The organism is Xanthomonas sp. CPBF 426 (assembly GCF_903989465.1).
Classification (GTDB): domain Bacteria; phylum Pseudomonadota; class Gammaproteobacteria; order Xanthomonadales; family Xanthomonadaceae; genus Xanthomonas; species Xanthomonas euroxanthea.
This window is the reverse complement of record NZ_LR861805.1, coordinates 3,707,714-3,728,127: the sequence shown is the minus strand read 5'-3', so window position 1 is coordinate 3,728,127 and position 20,414 is coordinate 3,707,714. Positions and strand designations below refer to the sequence as shown.

The 20,414-nt window shown below is 59.3% G+C and carries 17 protein-coding genes and 1 pseudogene; 4 read left to right on the top strand and 14 right to left on the bottom strand.

Translation table 11 applies throughout. The features are described from left to right. Positions 1-503: 503 nt before the first annotated feature. From H7A87_RS15805 to H7A87_RS15745, 13 genes and pseudogenes are all read right to left on the bottom strand, one after another. The gene (locus tag H7A87_RS15805; RefSeq protein WP_119127422.1) at positions 504-1,037 is read right to left on the bottom strand and encodes a DUF4189 domain-containing protein; all 534 of its coding nucleotides are present in this window, start codon (positions 1,035-1,037) and stop codon (positions 504-506) included. 35 nt (positions 1,038-1,072) lie between these two features. After that, the gene (locus H7A87_RS15800) at positions 1,073-2,125 is read right to left on the bottom strand and encodes a type IV secretion system protein (protein WP_232087863.1); all 1,053 of its coding nucleotides are present in this window, start codon (positions 2,123-2,125) and stop codon (positions 1,073-1,075) included. A gap of 35 nt (positions 2,126-2,160) precedes the next feature. Then, positions 2,161-3,506 (bottom strand): annotated as a pseudogene (locus H7A87_RS15795) (hypothetical protein). Then, positions 3,503-4,156, bottom strand: coding sequence for a hypothetical protein (locus tag H7A87_RS15790; RefSeq protein ID WP_180496759.1), 654 nt, complete (start codon positions 4,154-4,156; stop codon positions 3,503-3,505). Before H7A87_RS15790 ends, H7A87_RS15795 begins: the two are co-directional and overlap by 4 nt. Positions 4,157-4,310: 154 nt before the next feature. After that, complete coding sequence (locus tag H7A87_RS15785) at positions 4,311-4,841, bottom strand: DUF4189 domain-containing protein (RefSeq protein WP_119127426.1); 531 nt, start codon at positions 4,839-4,841, stop codon at positions 4,311-4,313. A 21-nt stretch (positions 4,842-4,862) separates the two neighbouring features. Beyond that, positions 4,863-6,020 (bottom strand): type IV secretion system protein, encoded by a 1,158-nt coding sequence (locus H7A87_RS15780; protein WP_119127979.1) that lies wholly within the window; start codon positions 6,018-6,020, stop codon positions 4,863-4,865. 25 nt (positions 6,021-6,045) lie between these two features. Further along, positions 6,046-7,398, bottom strand: a complete 1,353-nt coding sequence (locus H7A87_RS15775; protein WP_119127428.1) for a DUF6792 domain-containing protein — start codon at positions 7,396-7,398, stop codon at positions 6,046-6,048. After that, complete coding sequence (locus tag H7A87_RS15770) at positions 7,395-8,054, bottom strand: hypothetical protein (RefSeq protein ID WP_115678056.1); 660 nt, start codon at positions 8,052-8,054, stop codon at positions 7,395-7,397. The genes H7A87_RS15775 and H7A87_RS15770 overlap by 4 nt, the downstream gene beginning before the upstream one ends. Positions 8,055-8,943: 889 nt before the next feature. Next, complete coding sequence (locus H7A87_RS15765) at positions 8,944-9,471, bottom strand: DUF4189 domain-containing protein (RefSeq protein ID WP_119127430.1); 528 nt, start codon at positions 9,469-9,471, stop codon at positions 8,944-8,946. A 140-nt stretch (positions 9,472-9,611) separates the two neighbouring features. After that, on the bottom strand, positions 9,612-10,121 hold the full coding sequence (locus H7A87_RS15760) for a DUF4189 domain-containing protein (protein WP_119127432.1): 510 nt from the start codon (positions 10,119-10,121) through the stop codon (positions 9,612-9,614). A 43-nt stretch (positions 10,122-10,164) separates the two neighbouring features. Next, positions 10,165-11,289: a type IV secretion system protein gene (locus tag H7A87_RS15755; RefSeq protein WP_119127434.1), complete on the bottom strand. Its 1,125-nt coding sequence runs from the start codon at positions 11,287-11,289 to the stop codon at positions 10,165-10,167. 50 nt (positions 11,290-11,339) lie between these two features. After that, the gene (locus tag H7A87_RS15750; RefSeq protein WP_119127436.1) at positions 11,340-12,101 is read right to left on the bottom strand and encodes a hypothetical protein; all 762 of its coding nucleotides are present in this window, start codon (positions 12,099-12,101) and stop codon (positions 11,340-11,342) included. A 562-nt stretch (positions 12,102-12,663) separates the two neighbouring features. Continuing rightward, entirely contained in the window at positions 12,664-13,920 is a 1,257-nt protein-coding gene (locus tag H7A87_RS15745; protein WP_119127438.1) for a 6-phosphofructokinase, read from the bottom strand. Positions 13,921-14,077: 157 nt separating this feature from the next. Here H7A87_RS15745 and H7A87_RS15740 point away from each other — a divergent pair, with 157 nt between their 5' ends. The 4 genes from H7A87_RS15740 (at position 14,078) to H7A87_RS15725 (ending at position 17,980) form a co-directional block, all read left to right on the top strand. Next, entirely contained in the window at positions 14,078-14,641 is a 564-nt protein-coding gene (locus H7A87_RS15740; protein ID WP_104648828.1) for an adenylate kinase, read from the top strand. Positions 14,642-14,987: 346 nt separating this feature from the next. Beyond that, positions 14,988-16,358, top strand: coding sequence for a UDP-N-acetylmuramate:L-alanyl-gamma-D-glutamyl-meso-diaminopimelate ligase (gene mpl / locus H7A87_RS15735; protein ID WP_180496755.1), 1,371 nt, complete (start codon positions 14,988-14,990; stop codon positions 16,356-16,358). Then, positions 16,355-16,951, top strand: coding sequence for an LON peptidase substrate-binding domain-containing protein (locus tag H7A87_RS15730; RefSeq protein ID WP_119127440.1), 597 nt, complete (start codon positions 16,355-16,357; stop codon positions 16,949-16,951). Before mpl ends, H7A87_RS15730 begins: the two co-directional genes overlap by 4 nt. A 144-nt stretch (positions 16,952-17,095) precedes the next feature. After that, positions 17,096-17,980 (top strand): bestrophin family ion channel, encoded by an 885-nt coding sequence (locus tag H7A87_RS15725; protein ID WP_104584046.1) that lies wholly within the window; start codon positions 17,096-17,098, stop codon positions 17,978-17,980. Between the two features lie 225 nt (positions 17,981-18,205). On the opposite strand, the gene H7A87_RS15720 is transcribed toward H7A87_RS15725, so the two are convergent. Next, positions 18,206-20,293 (bottom strand): bifunctional DedA family/phosphatase PAP2 family protein, encoded by a 2,088-nt coding sequence (locus H7A87_RS15720; RefSeq protein ID WP_119127442.1) that lies wholly within the window; start codon positions 20,291-20,293, stop codon positions 18,206-18,208. Positions 20,294-20,414 lie beyond the last annotated feature (121 nt).

Here is a 20,414-nt window from a genome sequence, read left to right as displayed (position 1 = left end):
AGGAGGAAAGCAAAGCGGCCGATAATTTTGGGGGTCATGGAGATGCTTCTGCTGCATGCGGACATTGCGCAATGAAGATACGCAGTTTAGACGCGAATTCGGAGATCCGCGCCAATGCTGGCATCGCGCCAGCGCGCCAATCCGATGTGACAGGGTCAGCAGAGGCTCAAAAGCCAAGCCGTCGATCAACGCATTACAGACGAACTGGTCATGCCTTGCAAAGCGACAAAGCCATGGATACACCAGTCACCAATTATTATGCAGTAAGCGGTTGGTTTCTTCGGGTGGCTTGCTGGCCGTACATACATCAGTGCATGGCGACTGGAAGCCAATAATAGATTTATACTCCCGCATGCAAAAGGTGCAACAATCGTTGTTGCAGTATGGGCCACTCATAACGAGCGCCATACATTTGGACTCAGAAGTGAGTGGTTGCGAAATGGTGCAAAAATTTTCCTAATAGTTATGTTTTAATTGCAATTATTTATTGTAGCGTCCTGTAATCAATATTGTTTGAAAATAGGCTCCGAACATTCTTTGTAGATGACCTTGCAATCATCACCGGAATTTCTTTTTTGGCAGAGACTTAGCGCATCTCTGCTCGCTATCTCGATGGATGGCCCGTTTGAAGAAGCTCGTTCAATGCGGCCTAGTCTGCTTGGTTCAGCAACCGCTGCGCATTGGTTTTTATAGGAGTGAATTATATAACATTTATTATTGCTGGTGTTTTGGCAATTTCCGATTGCTTCTTGCTCTGCTTCTGATTTTTTTAGTCGCCCTGTAGACACACCCAAATCGTCTGCTCCGTCGCTTGCAATTGCCCCCCATGTCTTTATCCATTTCCCGCTAGGACGTGCTTCCTGCTGAACTGAATTTCCTTGCATCGGTGCGCACCCAACAGCACCTTGTCCGCCGATTTGATATTGCCCTGGAGGACAACCCTGAGCAATAGCGATTGTTGGAAGAAATAAGAGGAAAAAAATAGCGGAAAAAGAAATCTCATGGCAATGTCGCCTGTAAGTATTAAAAAAAGCCATTTTTTATGTCGAGATTCGATCAGGTACTCAGATCATCATTCCTGACCAGCTTGTCCGCGTGATCCGGCTGGTTGCGTCAGTTGGGCTGGTGCCGTCTGGGTTACTCTGGTCGCCTGAGAGTGGAGCGATGAATTAGTCGCTGCTGACCTTTCTTCGCTCTTCGCTACCTGCTGTGGTATATACGACCCAGCCGGCTGCCCCTGGGGGCCTGGCGCTGCTGTGTTGTTGAACGCGGAGTAGGCCATGAACGTGCCCATATTGCCCTGCCATAGGGCGGCGGCGATGGTGGGGACGGTGACGATGAGCATGGTCATGATCAGGCCGATGCCGCCTTGCTGCAGGGCCTGGCTGGACAAGCCTTCGGCATCGCCGAATTTTATGAACTTGACCGCCCAGTAGGCCGCGGCCACCTTCGCGGTGAACTTAAGCACCATGGCCGTGACCACCGACAGCATAGCCATCGAGAACAAGGTGCCGATGAGGTAGAACAGCCACTTCTTGAACAGGTCCTTGGTCTGGTCGAAGACCAGCGCCAGGATGAAGATCGGCCCGACGCCGATCAAGAAGGCCATGGTGAACTTGAACAGCAGCAGCATCGCGCCAGCGGCCATCGGTGGGCTAGCGGTGCCGAAGCCCGCCAGCATCACGGCCCTGCCTTTTTTCTCCAGCATCTCCGGCTCGCTGGCATCCACCCGGACGGCATCCAGCGCCGCCAAGGCGATCTGGGTGTAGACCAGGTTGTCGTCGATGGCATCCTCAGCGGTGCTGTCGTCGTCACCGGTGAACAGACCGTGGATTTCCTTGTCCAGGTTCTGGGTCATCGTCTGGTGCAGCATGGCCCCGTTGGCCCCGACCACCGAGGCCACGCTGATGATGATGGCGACCTTGGCCGCCTTGATCATGATGGCCATCGCACTCTCGCGCGATTGCCCGGTGGCGATGCGGTAGCCCAGAATCAGGATCCAGAGCGTGGTTACCGTCAGCGCGATCGTGCTGACCCACTTCATCGCCCGCCCCATCAGCTCAAGGCTGCACTTTTCAGATCTAGAGCCGGACGAAAAGCAGGCTAGTGCGGTGACGGCTTGCATACGCATCGCGCTCCCTGCTGCAAGGACAATGGTTCTCAGAGTACACGTGCAGGCGAGGGCTGGGCCATCTCCTGGGATCGCTGGCTGTCTAGCGCCTGTGACTGGCGCAGACTTTCCTGCACGGGCGGTACCTCGGCTGCCAGATCGACCTTGGCCCGGAAGCCCGGCGTGTTGCCAACGATCCAGGCATTGCCGTCTTGCACCGTCACGCTGCGCAGCTGGTTAACGTCGACGATGCCAGCGCGTTTGGCTTCCACGGTGGCATGCATGGCCACGGCATCGGAGGTGCCTTGGGGCAGTTTGCTGTGGATGGACCGGTAGAGCGAATCGTTCGACATGGAGTCCGCGCCCGGTTCAGCGCAATGCTTGGGAGTGGCACCTACGGGCAACTTCCAGCCAGGCGGCACATAGACCGGCGCGTCTTCGCGCTGCATGCGCTGTTGGGTTTCCTTCCAGCGCTCCGCTGCCATCTCTGCCGCGCCGCACCGGGAGCCAGCGTGCCGCGCACGTAGTCGATGCCGTCAACAAGGTGCATCGACTGCATGGTGCGTGCGCCCAGGGTCAGGCTTGTGCGCATCAGTGCCACATCGCCGCGGTACTTGTCGATCATCGGCCCGTATTGCTGCGCCAGCTGCTGCGATTAGGGATCTTCCAGCACCGAGCGATCCGACTTGCCGTCGCCATCGACGGGGAGGAAGTTATGCATCCTATGCGAGTCGCCAAGCGGTTTGGCGACCGCCGGATTGCGGTCATCCAACAGGCTGCGGTCATTGGCGTAACCGGCCTTCTGCAAGGTAGCGACTTCTTGTGGCGTGGCGTAGATCTTGACCTGACCATAATGCTTGCTGGCAGCACTGACTGCATCGCCAGCCATCACGTGGTTGATCACATCATGGCCGCCCTCTGGGATACGGCGATCAAGGCTGACCGCGCCATAGGCGTTAAAGGTCTCGCCCTTGAGGTCATAGTGATGAGCGGTAACTTGGGCCAAGTCGCCACCAAGGGAGTGGCCGGTGACGGTGACGTCAACCACCTCGCCGTCCTTATCGAGTTTTTGTGCATAGACCAATGCATGCTTGGTCAACTCAAGTGCTTCGGCTGCCTGGCGGTTGTGACGGATGGCGACCATGCCGCCATCGGTGTGGACACCATCTTGCTTGAGCTCCCGCTCAGTCTCGGTGCCGCGGTGAGCGACAATTATTTCGTTTGTATCAACGCGCTGATAAATGATGCCTTGGTAACCCGAGGGGCTATCGAAGTATTCCATACGGCGATAAGAAATGCCACCAATATTTTCAGGTGTGCTGTTAGGCCCCGTCTCCCTTGGTGGCTTATAGACATCGTCCGAGAGCGCTGCATACTGCTGGCTTGTTATGCTCATGGCGTTGCCTTTCTCGTGCTCAATGTCACCCTAAAGATGTTTTTTCTTGCGCTATCATTAAATTGATCTTCTGCAAGACGCCCACCATCGGGAAAGTTGTCAACATCTTCTTTGGGGTAACGGCCTTTCCAGAAATAAGTAATCTTGGGGGTTGAACTGTAAATTTCGTTCTTGAGTAAAACTGGCTGAAACCGTGTTTCCTCGTTTTTCCCGGTCGCCTTTAGCGAGATGCCAACCCCATTTAGCTCAAATGTGCACACGCCTTTGCCATAATAGTCCGCATCAACCATGCCATCGGCATATATCACCCCAGTATATGTGGATGCATCTAGCTTCTCAAAGTGAATAGGTATTCCATCCTCATCAGACTTGCTCCACACACCAGCAATGGGCTCGATAGGCGTGCATTGCTTGTGGTTGGTCATTTGGTAGAAAGCTGTGCCCGAGATCCACTCGAACGGCCCTGCCGCATCTTCGATCGTCAAAGTAATGCGATATGCCTGAGTAGGATGCGGATTCTTCTGATAGATCGGATCGGAGCGACTGCGCGTTGTGTCAGCTTGTGGGGATGGGGCATCCATGGGCTTGCATCCTGCAAAGAAGAATAGCAGGAGGAAGAAAGCAAAACGGCCGACGATCTTGGGAGTCATTGAAGATGCTTCTGCTGACTGCAGGCATTGCGTGCTAGAAGATGCATGGCTTTGACGCGCAAGGGATGCTTCTGACGCTGCGCTGACTCGATAACACGATTTTGGAGGATCCGCAGCAGTCGAGAACTGGCTTATCAGTTCATAGGAGATAGGTTTAATAAGATTTAAATATTGGCTCTGAGCAAGCTGTGTAAATTACTTTGCATTGGCTTGCTGGATTTCTTCTTTCACATGCGTTTTGCGCCGAAGCTGAGGCTTGCTCGATCGTCTGGTCGGTAAAGAATTGTACATTCCCGACTAAGTTTGGTTTGCCGTTAATCTGTGGCTCCCCAATAGCTATACATTGGTTTCTGTACGTCAGTCCAATTTTGCAATCTTTTTCGCCGTGCTTTGCGCAGCGAGCTAGAGCATCGCTTTCAGCTTCCTTCTTGGATAATTTTCCAGTGGTTACGCCGAGATTTCTTTCTAAGCCAAGTGACCCTATTGCAACGGACCCCCAAGTCTTTATCCACTTGCCAAGCGGGCGGGGCTCGGTTGTGTTTTGAGTATTCCCTCCGGGGATAGGCGCGCACGCAGCAACGCCTTGTCCACCGATAGGGTATTGGCCAGGAGGGCAGCCTTGCTCTGCTTGAGCAGTCGCGGAAAAAAGAAATGATAAAAAAACTAGAAAGATCGAAATTCTCATAGTCTGTTAGACCCGTGCTAGTCAGCTAACATTAGTATCTTTGGTGCCTGCTAAACCGCGGTATCCAACCTGTGGAGAAGGTGTATTCTGTTCTGGAATTCGCGCAGCATTTGCATTAGTTCCGTTCGCGCCATTGAACTCGCTGGATTGCCTAGTGCTATCTCTGCCAACTTGCTGCGGCATATACGACCCAGCGGGCTGGCCCTGAGGTCCCGGGGCTGCTGTGTTGTTGAATGCAGTGTAGGACAGGAGCGTGCCCATATTGCCCTGCCATAGCGCGGCGGCGATGGTGGGGACGGTGATGATGAGCATGGTCATGATCAGGCCGATGCCGCCCTGCTGCAGGGCCTGGCTGGAGAGGCCTTCGGCACTGGCCAGAGGAATGAACTTGACCACCCAGTAGGCGGCGGCGACCTTGGCGGTGAACTTAAGCACCATGGCCGTCACGACCGACAGCATTGACATTGAGAACAACGTACCGATGACGTAGAACAGCCACTTCTTGAACAGGTCCTTGGTCTGGTCGAAGATCAGCGCCAGGATGAAGATCGGTCCGATGCCGATCAAGAAAGCCATGGTGAACTTGAACAGCAACAACATCGCGCCGGCGGCCATCGGTGGGCTGGCGGTGCCGAAGCCTGCCATCAGCATGGCGCGACCTTTTTTCTCGAGCACTTCCGGCTGGGCCGGATCTACGCGCACCGCATCCAGTGTGGCCATTGCGACCTGCGTGTACGCCAAGTTCTCGTCGATGGCATCGGCGGCAGTGCCCTCATCGCCGGTGAACAGGCGGTGGATTTCCTTGTCCAGGTTCTGGGTCATGGTCTGGTGCAGCATGGCGCCGTTGACCCCGAGGGCCGAGGCAATGCTGATGATGACCGCGACCTTGGCGGCTTTGACCATGGTGGCCATCGCACTCTCGCGCGACTGCCCGGTGGCGATGCGGTAACCCAGAATCAGGATCCACAGCGTGGTCACTGTCAGCGCGATCGTGCTGACCCACTTCATGGCCCGTTTCATCAGTTCAAGGCCGAAATCCTGGATTTCCCGGTTGAAGTAATCGTTGACCAGTTTGAAGAAGACGAAGTCGCCGAGCGTGGCGTCCACCAGGGGCTGCAACCAGCGCGTCCCACGCGGCGCGCACCGAGCTGCCGTAACAGTCGGCAACTGGGCAGTCATCGGTGTGATCCGCTCGATCATGGCCTTACATTACACGTGCAGGCGATTGCTGAGTCATGTCCGCCTGCGATCGCTGCGCGTCCAGTGCGCGCGAGTTTTGCAGGCTCTCCTGCAGCGGCGGCACGTCAGCCGACAGGTCCACTTTGGCCCGGAATCCCGGCGTGTTGCCGATGATCCAGGCATTGCCGTCCTGCACGGTGACGCTACGCAGCTGGCCGACGTCGAGGATGCCAGCGCGTTTGGCCTCGACGGTGGCGTACATGGCCTCTGCCGGCGAAGTGCCGGCGGGGAGCTTGCTGTGGATGGCTTGGTAAAGAGGATCGTTGGGTATCGATGCGGGCGTGGGCTCAACGCAGCGCTCAGGCGACCTGCCTAACAGCATCTTCCAACCTGGCGGGAAATACATCGGTGCGTGCTCGGTTTGCATCCGCTCTTGCAGCTCCTTCCAACGCGCCGCTGCTATCTCCGTATGTCCGGCGCCCGGTGCCAGCGTGCCGCGCATGTAATTAATGCCATCGGCCAGGGTCATCGCCTGCATGCTACGTGCACCGAGAGTGGCGCCAAGTCGCATCGACCCAACATCGTCGCGATACTTGTCGATCAAAGGTGCATATTGCTGGGCCAACTGCTGCGCTTCGGGGTGTTCTAGTACCGATCGATCCGGCTTACCATCACCATCGACCGGCAGGAAATTGTGGATGCGGTGCGATTCGCCGAGCGGAATGGCCACAAGAGGATTACGCGCGTCCAGCACGCTGCGGGTGTTGTTGTAACCGGCCTGTTCCAGCAAAGCGATCTCCTGCGGCGTGGCATAGAGCTTCACTTGGCCGTAATGTCTGCTGGCGGCACTGACCGCATCGCCGGCCATCACGTGATTGATGACATCGGTGCCGCCTTCGGGAATGCGCCGGTCCAAGCTGACCGCGCCGTAGGCGTTGAAAGTCTCGCCCTTGATGCCGAAGTGGTGTGCGCTCACCTGCGCAAGGTTGCCGCCGAGGGAGTGGCCAGTAACGGTGACTACCGGTGTATGCTCGTCACGCTTGCCTCGCCGCTCAGCTATCTCCATTGCATGTCGGGTGAGTTCAATTGCATCAGCAGCTTGGTTATTGTGACGAGTTGCAACCATGCCACCATCTGCGTAGGCGCCATCTTGTTTGGGTTGACGATCAAATTCGGTGCCGCGATGGGCGACGACAATTTCACCTGTATCTAGCCGCTGATAGATGGTTCCCTGATAGCCGGACGGAGTATCAACGTATTCGAGCCGCTTATAGGGAACGCCGCCGATATTTGCGGTTCGACTATTTTCGCCCGTTTCATCTGGCTTTTTATAAACATCACTTGCCAGCGCAGCATATTGTTGTGCGGTCAGAGTCATAGTGCGTCCTTTCTGGCTATCAAAGTCACTTTGAACAACTGCTTGCGCAAATCTTCCTTGAATTGACTTGGGTCTGAGTGGCCGGAGTCGGGGTAGTCGCTCATCTCATCTTCGGGATACCCACCTGACCAGAAATAGGTCGTAGCCGGAATGCCGCTCCATAATTTATCTTTGTATAAGCCTGGCTGAAACCTGGTTTCTTCGTGTCTCCCGGTAGCCTTTAACGAAACATCTATGCTAGTGAGTTCCCATCGGCAGACTCCCTTGGCATAGTAGTCTGCATCAATCATGCCATCGGCATAGATCGTCGCGACGTAAATGGAGGCATCGCGCTTCTCAAAGTGAATGGGGATGCCATCTTCATCAGGCTTGTTCCACACCCCGGCAATGGGCTCAATTGGAGTACATTGCTTGTGGTTAGTCATCTGGTAGAAGGCCGTACCTGAGATCCATTCAAACGGCCCCGGCGCATCCTCGATGGTCATCGTTATTCGGTACGCTTGCGTCGGATTCGGATTCTTGCGATAGACAGGTTCGCCGTCGACGGGCGTCGCGTCGGTTTCGTGTTTCTCAGAAGCAGCGTTCATGGGATTGCACCCTGCCAGGAACGTGAGGAAAAGGTAGCCCAAAATCTTGATCTTCAGATAGCTGTTCATGTCACCATTGTGCACCGTGCAGACCGCTCGGCAACGGTGATCCCATCACCCAGCTGACGAGCACTACGGTTGATGTTAGGGCTGCGCAATACCCTGCAATGTGTAGGAAGCCGAAAATCAGCCCGAACTCCGGGAGTTGCATCACTAGATGGCATCGCCAAGGGGTGTATGCCGCGCCAACGGTTAATAGGAGCATCAACGCGTTGTTGAAACTTGTATTGTGCAACTGTCGTAATTCCGCAGTCTGTTTATCCTGATTTGCGAAGGTTTTGTGCAATCTACGCCGTCAGCAGTAGTGCAACGGCAATGTGCATCGCCGCCCCCCACTCTGGCTCCAGAGTGTGCGAGCACAAGAAAGTGGGTAAACGTTGTGCGTGAGCTAAGGCAAGAAGGCTGGCAGTGAGCGTGAGCGTTAAGACAACGACGATTGGGAGATTGCGCAGGCTCTCGGCTGACCGATACCAAATCAGCATTATGGAGGAAGAGTGTTCTACCACTGCATCGCTCCTATGAAGTGCGAGTTATCTGCTGCGCGGCACCTAAAGCATCCTGCGGCACAACCACGGTGGCATGCGATAAGGCGACCCGTGCAAAAATCTATGCGAATGCTGCATTGAATAAAGTAGGGTTTTGTGAAGCTAGGGGCAGCCAATAACGAGTCGGAGCATAAAGACGCAGAGCGTAAACGGATCATTGTTGTAGCAAGAAATGATCTCATGGTGACCGCCGGTCTATGCTGGAGACTGGGGCGTTAAGGCCCGCAGTAATGGATTTATAATTAATCTAAAGTTCTTTGGGGTCGCCTACTATCAACTCCTTTAGATTGTAATCCTTGCTTCGAAATCAGAAAGATGGCGTCAGTTTGCTTGATAAATTTAGTGTGATATAGCTAATATTTTTTAAAGACCGGTTCTGAGCATTCCTGATAAATAACCTTGCACTGCATGCCAGGATTCCTTTTTTCGCACTGATGTAAAGCATCTTCGGATGCTTTTGCTTTAGTTGATCTTCCTATAAATTGAACTAACCCATCAGGATTTGGTTTTCCATCAAGTTGTGGTTCACTTATAGCTGCACATTGATTCTGATAAGTTAGCGTGACACGGCAGTTTTTTGCCCCAAGCTTCGCGCAACGTTCTAAAGACTGTTGTTTGGCTTCCGACTCTGATAACGCCCCTGTCGGCACTCCATAATAGGGAGTGGAATCAATAGTGCCAAGAGCAATCGCTCCCCAAGTTTTAATCCACTTACCAAGCGGGCGTGGTTCCTGAGGCATGGCGGAGCCTGATTGCGGCATGGGTGCGCATGCGACGGCTCCTTGGCCGCCAATTGGATATTGTCCAGCCGGACAGCCTTGCGCCCGGGAAGTTATGGGGAAAAATAAAATCAGGAAAGCCAATAGGGCGAAAATCCTCATGACCGCCTTGCCCGTAAATTTTGATGAAAAAATTTAGATGTGCAATGTGTCAATGAATGCTCTGAGCGACACTTCGTCCCGTTTGTCCGAGTGAGTCGGCCGGTGAGGATACTTGAGGCGGCATCCCGCCCATGTTGCGCTTAAAAGCTCTCAAAAACTGGTTCGGTACACGCTGTATATATTGTCTTGCACTGGCTGCCGGAATTTGATTTTTTGCAAAACGAAATCGCATTTTTACTTGCGACCTCAATTGATGGGCCGGCTGCAAAGCCCCTTATAATAGATCCCCGAAGCTCGGGTTCAGCGATTGCTGCACACCGGTTTTCATAAACATAAAGGACGTTGCATTTTTTCTTGCTTGCTTCTTCGCACTTTTCCAGCGCATCTTGTTGAGCTTCAGATTTTTTGAAATTTCCAGTAGATACGCCTAAGTTCTCATTGCCGTCACCGGCAATTGCACCCCAAGTTTTGATCCATTTGCCGCTAGGACGTGGGTCCCGTTGAATTGGGGCTCCTTGAGGGATAGGTGCGCATGCGACAGCCCCTTGGCCTCCAATTTGATATTGCCCAACTGGACAGCCTTGGGCAAGTACGTCACCGGAAACAAAAAAAAATGAAAAAATAAGAATGGCCGCGGGGTTTCTGGTCATTGTGGCCGTCACAACAGGTGAGTTTTTGATCTTGCAAAAAAGACTAAGCATCTTGCTGCCCAGCTTGTCCGCGTGAGCCGGTTGGCTGTGATAATTGCATAGGTGTTGCACCAGTAATTTTAGATGTCGCATGCGAGGTGTTGCCTGCGCCTCCGCTTTGCGGTTGCTCGCTGCCCTTAGCCACCTGCTGCGGCATATACGACCCAGCCGGCTGTCCCTGCGGTCCAGGGCTTGCTGCAGTCCCAAACGCCGAGTAGGCCATGAACGTGCCCATATTGCCCTGCCATAGCGCGGCGGCGATGGTGGGGACGGTGATGATGAGCATGGTCATGATCAGGCCGATGCCGCCTTGCTGCAGGGCCTGGCTGGACAAGCCTTCGGCATCGCCGAATTTAATGAACTTGACAGCCCAGTAGGCCGCGGCCACCTTGGCGGTGAACTTGAGCACCATGGCCGTGACCACCGACAGCATAGCCATCGAAAACAAGGTGCCGATGAGGTAGAACAGCCACTTCTTGAACAGGTCCTTGGTCTGGTCGAAAACCAACGCCAGGATAAAGATCGGCCCGACGCCGATCAAGAAGGCCATGGTGAACTTGAACAGCAACAACATCGCGCCGGCGGCCATCGGTGGGCTGGCGGTGCCAAAGCCCGCCAACATCACGGCCCTGCCTTTTTTCTCCAGCATCTCCGGCTCGCTGGCATCTACCCGGACTGCATCCAGCGCCGCCAAGGCGAGCTGGGTGTAGGCCAGGTTATCGTCGATAGCGTCCTCAGCGGTGCTGTCGTCGTCACCGGTGAACAGACCGTGGATTTCCTTGTCCAAGTTTTGGGTCATGGTCTTGTGCAGCATGGCTCCATTGGCCCCGACTGCCGAGGCCACGCTGATGATGATGGCGACCTTGGCGGCCTTGACCATGGTGGCCATCGCACTCTCGCGCGATTGCCCGGTGGCGATGCGGTAGCCCAGAATCAGGATCCAGAGCGTGGTTACCGTCAGCGCGATCGTGCTGACCCACTTCATGGTCTCCTTCATCAAATCGAGGCCGAAGGTCTGGATTTCCTGGTTGAAATAATCGCTGACCAGTTTGAAGAAAACGAAGTCGCCAAGGTTGGCGTCCGCCAGCGGCTGCAACCAGTTCATCCCGCCCTGAAAAAAAACGTCCATTGCTGTCTGCCTATGTACCGTGATGAGGCTTTGGTTGCCTGCTAATTCATTTACTTGGACAGCGCAATCTTTAACGCAGCTGCCTGGATGACCTGCCCGAGGATGTCGTTCTTGTCACCTTCCAGCGCGCGCTTGGCCAGCAGGCTCTGGTCATCCTTGAGGCCTGCAATGTAGATGTCATAGGCCTTCATCCTGGCTTCCCAGTGGGTGAGCTCCATCGCGTTGCGTGCCGCATAACGCCGAATTTCGTTGTCGTTCGCAGCGAGCGCACCCTCCTTGTCTCCCACCTTATCGCGCTGGCGTTGCACACGTTCGAAGTCTCTGGAACGTTCCACCAGGCGCTGGATCATCAAAATCGCCTCGTTGTACTGCGAGTTTTGTGCTACCACAATTTGCTTGCAAATTTCGTTTTGCGTTTTCTGCAAATTGTTGCCAGTAAGCGAATCCAGTGAAATCGGTGCCATTTTTTCAAAAAGACCGGCAATGCCGGAAGCTCCGGGACAATAGGCGTCCAGCCCATGATTCAAATTGCGCGTGACAAATTTGTTTTCCAGTCCAGGCTCATTGAACTGCAGACGCTGCCACTTGATGAGCTGCTGCTGATAATGCTGCAGCTGTTGTTGATACTGCTTGGCCGTGTCGGTCCATCGCTTGGCCTGTTCCGCATATTCCGCGATATCCTTCGACTCTCCCGTCGGGTTAATGACGACTACTTGCGCGTTGGCGGGCCCTACGCACAGCCCAATGGTTAGCAGCAGGCCGGCGGCAAGGCGGGAAATCGGATGGCGGGGGCGGCGGGAACGTGCGGTCATGGCGAGTCTCGTCGATCTTTACGGTATAGATAGTTGGCAGGAGCAGTGCAGCGGGGACAAAAGTGAAGGCCGCTTGCTTGGTCAGCCAGCAGCGCTGGCGTTATAAATCATCGGCTCGTCGCGACTGAGTGAGGCCGCTTCTTTCGGCGCGCAGGCACCTGCGACAGGGGCTGCCGCCTCGGGGTGTTGGAGAGGATTGCCTGCTGAAGCCATTATCCCTATGCGCGATGAGGCAGGTTTGGTGCGAACTGTGGCACACACTTAACCAAAATTCTACTAATGAGGTCAGGCTGTACTCCTGGGGGGAGCCGTCCGGGCGCGGCCCGGCTTGCTCTGCCCGTTTGTGTAGGAAAATCCCTACAGTCGATCGCGGCATTTGCCTGCGTGGCCCTTTCCTTTGCCAGCCCCGGTCAGTAGGCAGCGGGTGCGGCACGGACTCAGCCGGATCGGACGGCAAGCCACACACGCCCTTGGCTTCAACAGCCGGAGTCGGTTGCACCCCTGCGCCGCCGAAGCGCCAGCGGTGCCGCGGGCGCCCGGGCTGGAGGCTATGCTCCCCCTGTCAGCCCTCCCACACCGGCAATTTCTTCGCCACCGCCACATTCTTCAGCGCCACATACTTCGGCAGGCCGTCGCTGCCGTAGGCCAGCGGCGCCTCGCCCTTGATCAGCGGGGCGAAGTAGCGGCGCGCCTTATCGGTGATGCCGAAGCCGTCCTTGCGCAGGAAGCTGGGCGGCATCTTCTTTTCGTGGTTGGCCACCTTGTGCAGCGGGGCGGGCACGATCTTCCAGCGGTACGGCGTGTCGCTGACGCGTTCGATCACCGGGATCACCGCGTTCATGCCCTTGAGGGCGTATTGCACCGCCGCCTTGCCCACGGCCTGGGCCTGTTCCCAGTCGGTCTTTGACGCCAGGTGGCGTGCGGAACGCTGCAGGTAATCGGGCAGCGTCCAGTGCACCTTGTAGCCGAGTTCCTGCTTGACCTGCGCTGCCAGGAACGAGGCCACGCCGCCGAGTTGCGCATGGCCGAACGAGTCGGTCGCGCCGCCGGCATCGGCGACGAAACGGCCCTGCGCGTCCTGGATGCCTTCGCTGGCCACGACCACGCACCAGCCGACTTTTTCCACTACCTGCTTGACCTTGGCCAGAAACACCGCCTGGTCGTAGGCACGCTCGGGCAGCAGGATGATCTGCGGTGCATCGTCCGGGCCCTGGCCGGCCAGGCCTGCGGCAGCAGCGAGCCAGCCGGCGTGGCGGCCCATCGCCTCATAGATGAAGACCTTGGTGGAGGTGTCGGCCATGGCGGCGACATCCAGTGCGGCCTCGCGGACCGACACCGCGGTGTACTTGGCCGCCGAGCCGAAGCCGGGGCAGGTGTCGGTCACCGCCAGATCGTTGTCGATGGTCTTGGGCACGCCGATGCAGTGCAGCGGGTAACCATAGGCCTTGGCCAGCTGCGAGACCTTCCACGCGGTGTCGGCCGAGTCGTTGCCGCCGTTGTAGAGGAACCAGCGCACGTCGTGCGCGCGCAGCACCTCGAGCAGGCGCTCGTATTTGGCACTGTCTTCTTCCAGCGACTTGAGCTTGTAGCGGCACGAGCCGAACGCGCCGCCCGGAGTCTGCGCCAGTGCGGCGATCGTGGCGGCGGACTCCTTCGAGGTGTCGATCAGCTCCTCGCGCAAGGCGCCCAGGATGCCGTTGCGTGCGGCCAGTACCTTGACCTTGCGTGCGCGCGCCTCGGTGATCACACCGGCGGCGGTGGCGTTGATGACGGCAGTGACGCCGCCGGATTGGGCGTACAGCAAGTTGCCAGTGGACATAGGGGACGGGCTCCTTACATGGGCGATGGCGCAGGGGACAGTGCCGGGACATTCCCCGGATGCGGTAAGCTGCACGACCATACGGTCAGCGCTGGCGAAGACCTGAGTCTAACGCCGCCAACCGCAACGCGTTTTTATTCGAAAGTGGAGTCCACTGATGCGATTGGTTCTGTTGGGACCGCCCGGTTCGGGCAAGGGCACCCAGGCGACACGTCTCAAAGACAAGTTTGGGATCCCGCATATTTCCACCGGCGATCTGCTGCGTGCCGAAGTGGCCGCCGGCTCACCGCTGGGCCTGAAGGCCAAGGAAGTGATGGCACGCGGCGATCTGGTTTCCGACGAGATCCTGCTCGGCATGCTGGAGGCGCGGCTTGGTCAGGCCGATGTCGCCAAGGGCTTCATTCTCGACGGCTATCCGCGCAACGTGGCGCAGGCCAATGCGCTGGACGACCTGCTCGGCAAGATCGGTCAGCCGCTGGATGCGGTGGTGCAGCTGGATGTGGCCAGCGAATTGCTGGTCGAGCGCATTGCCGGCCGCGCCAAGGCCGAGGGCCGCGAGGACGACAATCCCGAGTCGGTGCGCAAGCGCCTGCAGGTCTATACCGATTCCACGGCGCCGGTGATCGGTTTCTACGAACAGCGCGGCAAGCTGGCACGCGTGGACGGGGTGGGCACGCTGGATGAAGTGCTGGAGCGTATCGGCACCGCGCTCGGTCGCTGAGCCGGGGTGGATGGGCCGGGCAGTACGCCTGGCCCGCACAGATGCGCTGGCGGCCGGCGTGGCGTCACAACCCATTGATTGCGCAAAAGAAAAACCCCGGGCGTACAAGACGACCGGGGCAGAATAACGCCAGTAATGAGCTTGCTCAGAGCCCCACAGCATGAGCTCCCTGGGGATTTGGCCTCTTGGGGAGTAGGACCAAAGGGGTGCTGCGACTGGCGTTCAGCATAGTGATGGATGTGACGCAGTTCTCATATCGGGAAATTCCTGACAGTGCGGTAGGGGTTTCCTGACAACACGGTCGGCGGTTGCGTGGAATGTCCCGCAACTCCGGCGATCGGCGACAATGCGGCCCATGACCAAACTCCACATCCTCGGCATTGCCGGGACCTTCATGGGCGGTGTCGCCGCCCTTGCGCGCGAACTGGGCTGGCAGGTAGAGGGCAGTGACCAGGCCATCTATCCGCCGATGTCCACCCAGCTGGAAACCCTTGGCATCGCGCTGGCACAAGGCTACGCGCCGTCCAATATCTCGGCAGATGCAAGCGATGTCGTCATCGGCAATGCCTTGTCGCGCGGCAACCCGGCAGTGGAAGCGGTGCTCGACGCGGGCCGTCGCTATAGCTCCGGTGCGCAGTGGCTGGCCGAGCAGGTGTTGCCGGGCCGCGACACCCTGGCCGTTGCCGGCACCCACGGCAAGACCACCACCACCACCATCCTGAGCTATCTGCTGGACGCCGCCGGGCGCGCACCGGGTTTTCTGATCGGTGGCGTGGCCGAAGACTTCGGCGTATCGGCGCGGCTGGGCCAGGGGCGCGAGTTCGTGGTGGAAGCCGACGAATACGACACCGCCTTCTTCGACAAGCGCAGCAAGTTCGTGCACTACCGGCCGCTGGTGGCGATCCTCAACAACCTCGAGTACGACCACGCCGATATCTTTCCGGACGTGGCCGCGATCCAGCGCCAGTTCCATCATCTGGTGCGCACGGTGCCGGCGCGCGGGCGGCTGATCGTCAACGGCGAGGATGCGCGCCTGGCCGAGGTGCTGGCGATGGGCTGCTGGACGCCGGTGGAACGCTTCGGTTTCGATGCGGCGCTCGACTGGAGCGCACGCTTGATCGCCGCCGACGGCAGCGCGTTCGCGGTGCTGCAGCGTGGGGTGGAGATCGGCCAGGTGCAGTGGCCGCTGGTCGGGCGGCATAACGTGCTCAATGGGTTGGCAGCACTGGCGGCCGTGCATGCGGTGGGCGTGGATCCGGCAACGGTGATGCCGGCGCTGGCGCGCTTTCAGAGCGTCAAGCGGCGGTTGGAGCTGCTGGGGCAGGCAGGCGACATCACCGTATACGACGACTTCGCCCATCACCCCACCGCGATTGCGACCACCTTGCAGGGCCTGCGTGCGAAGGTCGGCGCGGCGCGCGTGCTGGTGGCGATGGAGCCGCGCAGTAATTCGATGCGGGCGGGCGCGCATGCGCAGGCGTTGGCGCCGTCGTTGCGCGATGCCGATGCGGTGGTGTTCCTGCATCGGCCCGAACTGGCCTGGGATGCCGCACCGATCATCGCGCAGGTGCGCGGTGATGCGCATGTGGCGCATGACGTGGAAGCACTGCTGCAGACCCTGGGCGAGATTGCGCAGCCGGGCGACCATGTGGTGTTCATGTCCAATGGCGGTTTCGATGGCGCGCCGCGTCGCTTTCTGGCGCAATTGTCCCGATGACCGACCTCACGACCACCGCCGACACCAGCGCCCTGCCATTGTTTCCGTTGCACAGCGTGCTGTTGCCGGGTGCGGCGATGGGCCTGCGCGTGTTCGAGCGCCGCTACCTGGATCTGGTGCGCGAGAGCGGCCGCACGGGCAGCAGCTTCGGTGTGTGCCTGATCCTGGATGGCACCGAGGTCGGCGTGCCGGCAACGCCGGCTGCATTCGGCACCGAAGTGCGTATCGAGGATTTCGATGTCGGCGCCGACGGCGTGCTGGTGTTGCGCCTGCGCGGCACGCGTCGCTTTCACGTACGGCGTTCGCGCATCCGCGACAATGGGTTGGTGGTCGGCGAGGTGAGCTGGTGCGAACCCGACAGCGACGACGAATTGCGCCCCGAGCATGGCCTGCTGGCAACCGTGCTCGAGCGCCTGCTCGAACAGGTCGGTGGCGAATTTGCCTCCGCCGGGCCTGAGCTGCTGGACCAGGCGGCATGGGTCGGCTGGCGGCTGGCCGAACTGCTGCCATTGACCGAGCAGAAGCGTCTGTCGCTGTTGCAGCAGGACGATCCGCACCGGCGCCTGGACCAGTTGCTCGCCTGGATGCCGTGACACTAAGACAACGGCGCGCGTGACCCATCACCGCGCTTGCACCCTTGCAACGGCACACTCGCCACGCTTGAGTGCGCTCCCGATGGCATCCCTGCAGTGGATGCGCGCATTGGCGTCACTCGTTATCGATCCACGGAGTGTGCCTTGATCATCGATGTCAAACCGCGTGTGGCGGATGTATTCAGTCAGGTCTGGCGGACCCTGGCGGTGTTGTTCGTATGGGACGTGTTGATCACGATCATCTACTACGTGCTGCCGTTCCGCGCGCCTGCATTGCCGTTGACCATCTTCGGTTCGGCCCTGGCGTTGTTCCTGGGCTTTCGTGCCAACTCGACCTATCAGCGCTGGTGGGAAGGGCGGGTGCTGTGGGGCCAGATGATCAATGCATCGCGCAATCTGGTGCGTTTGAGCATCAGCATCCTGTCCGCGCCGGAAGCGGCAGCGCTGGGCCGCAGCATTGCGTTGCGCCAGATCGCCTACGTCAATGCGTTGCGGTGCCAGCTACGGCGGCTCCCGGTGGCGATGGCGCTGGAGCCGCGCCTGCAGGCCGACGAAGTGGCCGCGGTGATCACGCGCACCAATGTCGCCAACGGCCTGCTCGACGCCACCGGACGCAACGTCGAGCAGGCACGTCGCGATGGCTGGATCGACAGCATTCAACAAGCCAGTGTCGAGCGCATCCTGGTGGATATCGCCAACGCGCAGGGCGGCATGGAGCGCCTGAAGAATACGCCGTTGCCGTATCAATACCGGTTCTATCCGAACCTGTTTACCCGGCTGTTCTGCGTCCTGCTGCCGATCGGCCTGGTGGAGACGCTGCAATACGCAACGCCGGTGGGGTCGACCGTGGCCGGCCTGATGTTCCTGGCGGTGCTCAAGATCGGCGACGAACTGGTCGACCCGTTCGCCAATACCATCCACGATCTGCCGCTGGACAGCATGTGCCGCACGGTGGAAATCGACGCGTTGCAGGCAATCGGCGAACAGGCGCCGGAACCGATGCAGCCGGTGGATGGCGTGTTGTGGTGAGTGCATCGCGCCTCGACCAATGCGGCTTGTGCGTATCCAAGCGGCGCTGAAGCGCACGCTTTCAGGTAATCGAACGGTGCGGATGCGTCGGTTGTAGAGCGGCTGACCTGCGGCTTGGCTGCAGGGGCCCTTTGCCCGCCTACCAGCGCGGGACATGCTGCAAGTAGCTCTTGTCTACAGTACTGCAGCGCGGTCGCTGGCCGATCGCGGCTGTAGCCCGATCGATCAACGGCGCTGGTGTGACGACGCCGATGCCGCCGGGTCGGATGCGGTGGTTTCCGGCTGCGGTGCAGCGTTGTCCTTGTCCTCCGGCCGCAACGCATTTCCCGACCTGCTGTCGATCAGGATCACGGGCACCTGCGAGCGTCGACGTTGTTCCAGGCGATGCGGCAGGGGGGCCAGTGCCTGGCGCAACGCGCTCAGTGCCGGGTCGACCCCGCGCAGCGGATACCACAGGCCGATCAGGCTGAAGTGCCGGCTGTAGCGCAGGGTCTGGGTGCTGCCCACCCACAAGGGTTGGGCGCCGGGCTGCAGGCGCGCGGCCGCCGGCCACAGGCGCAACACATGCACATGGCCGGGCGCCGCGTGGCGCACCATCAGCAGGGCTTCGACCTGCGTGTCCAGCGTGGCCGGCAGAATCGGCACCTCGTCCGGGCGGCCGCTGACATCCAGCAGGTGCAGCGCCTGTTCCCAGCCGGCCTGCGGTTGCACCCGCCAGCCGCGTGCTTCCAGCTGGCGCTGCAGCGGTGCCAGCGGGCCGGCTAGCTGCACGTCCAGCGGCCAGCGCTGGTCGTCGTCGAATTCATTGCGGCGTGCGGGCAGCAGGCGCCACTGGCCGTTCCACCAGTCATTGGCGGGCAATTCCATCAGCAACGGCGGCGGCGGTTCGAACTTGGCCAGTTTGGTGTCCAGATTGCGCGGCGCGAACACGATCGCGCAGGTCAGGAACACACCGTAGAAGATCCACGAGACCGGCTTGACCCAGAACGCGCGGGTGGCTCGGCGGCGATAGGCGATGCCCAGCACCAGCAGCCAGAAGATGCCGAACAGCATGCCGCCGACCACGTCGCTGAGCCAGTGTGCGCCCAGGTACAGGCGCGCAAACCCGATCAGCGACACCATTGCGCCACTGACCAGATACGGCCACACCCGGCGCCGGCCCGGCAGCTCGCGCGCGATCAGCAGCGCGAAGAAACCAAAGCCGATCGTGGCCATGGTGACCGCCACCGACGGAAACCCGAAACCGCTGCTGGCCGCCGGCGGGCGCACCACCTGCACGGTGGCGCCCAGCAACTGGGTCAACGCCAGGCCGAAGGCCAGCGCGATCACCCAATGCGTCACCGCCATCCAGCGGCGCCGCCAGGCCAGGTAGCCCATCGCCGCCGCGATCGCCGGCAGCAGCACCTGCCAGTCGCCCAGCGAGGCCAGCGCCACCATCGGGTAGTCGGCCAGCGGGTTGCGCAGCGCCAGCATCAGATCGTGCACGGCCAGGTCCACGCGCAGCGGCTCGCCATGCGCCAGCACCACCATCAGCAACACGAACCAGCCCCAGCCCAGCAGCAACAGCATCAACGCCATCATCGCCAGCGGCACCGACTCGCGGCGGCGCGGGTCGAACACGCTCACCGACCAGTTGCCCAGGACCGGATGCCGATGCGACCACTCCAGCAGCCGCGCCAGCAGGGCATCCAGATGGCCGGCCGACCAGCGGTAGGAGTACAGCACCATCGCCCAGGCCAGGCCGATCACTGCAGCCAGCAAGGTGACCACCACGAACAGGCGGCCGGCCACCGCGGCCACCGCGTCGTAGGCAGTGCCCAGCACCCAGCCGGGCACCAGGAACAGCAGCGCCCACGAGATGCAGGCCAGGCCGCTGGCGACCAGATAGCGCTTGAACGGCATGTGCGACATGCCGGCGATGGCCGGCACGAACGGCCGCACCGCGCCCACGTAACGGGCGATCAGGATGCTCTTGAAGGCATTGCGCCGAAACAGCAGCTCGCCACGCTCCAGCAACTGCGGATAGCGGCGGAACGGCCAGTAGGTGTGCAACTGGTGACCCCACCGGTGGCCGACCCAGAAGCTCAGCGTATCGCCGGCGAAGGCGCCAAGGGCGGCGCAGGCCACCGCATACGGCCCGTTGATCTGGCCCAGCCCGATCAGCACGCCGATGGCGAACAGCAACGGCAGCGCCGGCACGATGGCGCCGAGCACGATCACCGCATCGGAAAATGCGATGGCAAAGATCGCCACGCCAGCCAGGGTGGGGTGGTGTCCGATCCACTCCAGCGTGGCGTCGATCCATGAATTCATCCCACGATTATAGGTGGGCATGGCGACGAGGTGACTTCGCCGTCATCACATCGGCCCGGCCGCTTCACCTCAGGTTGCGAGCGGGCAAGACCGCAGGGGCAACGCGCGCTGTGGCGGTGCG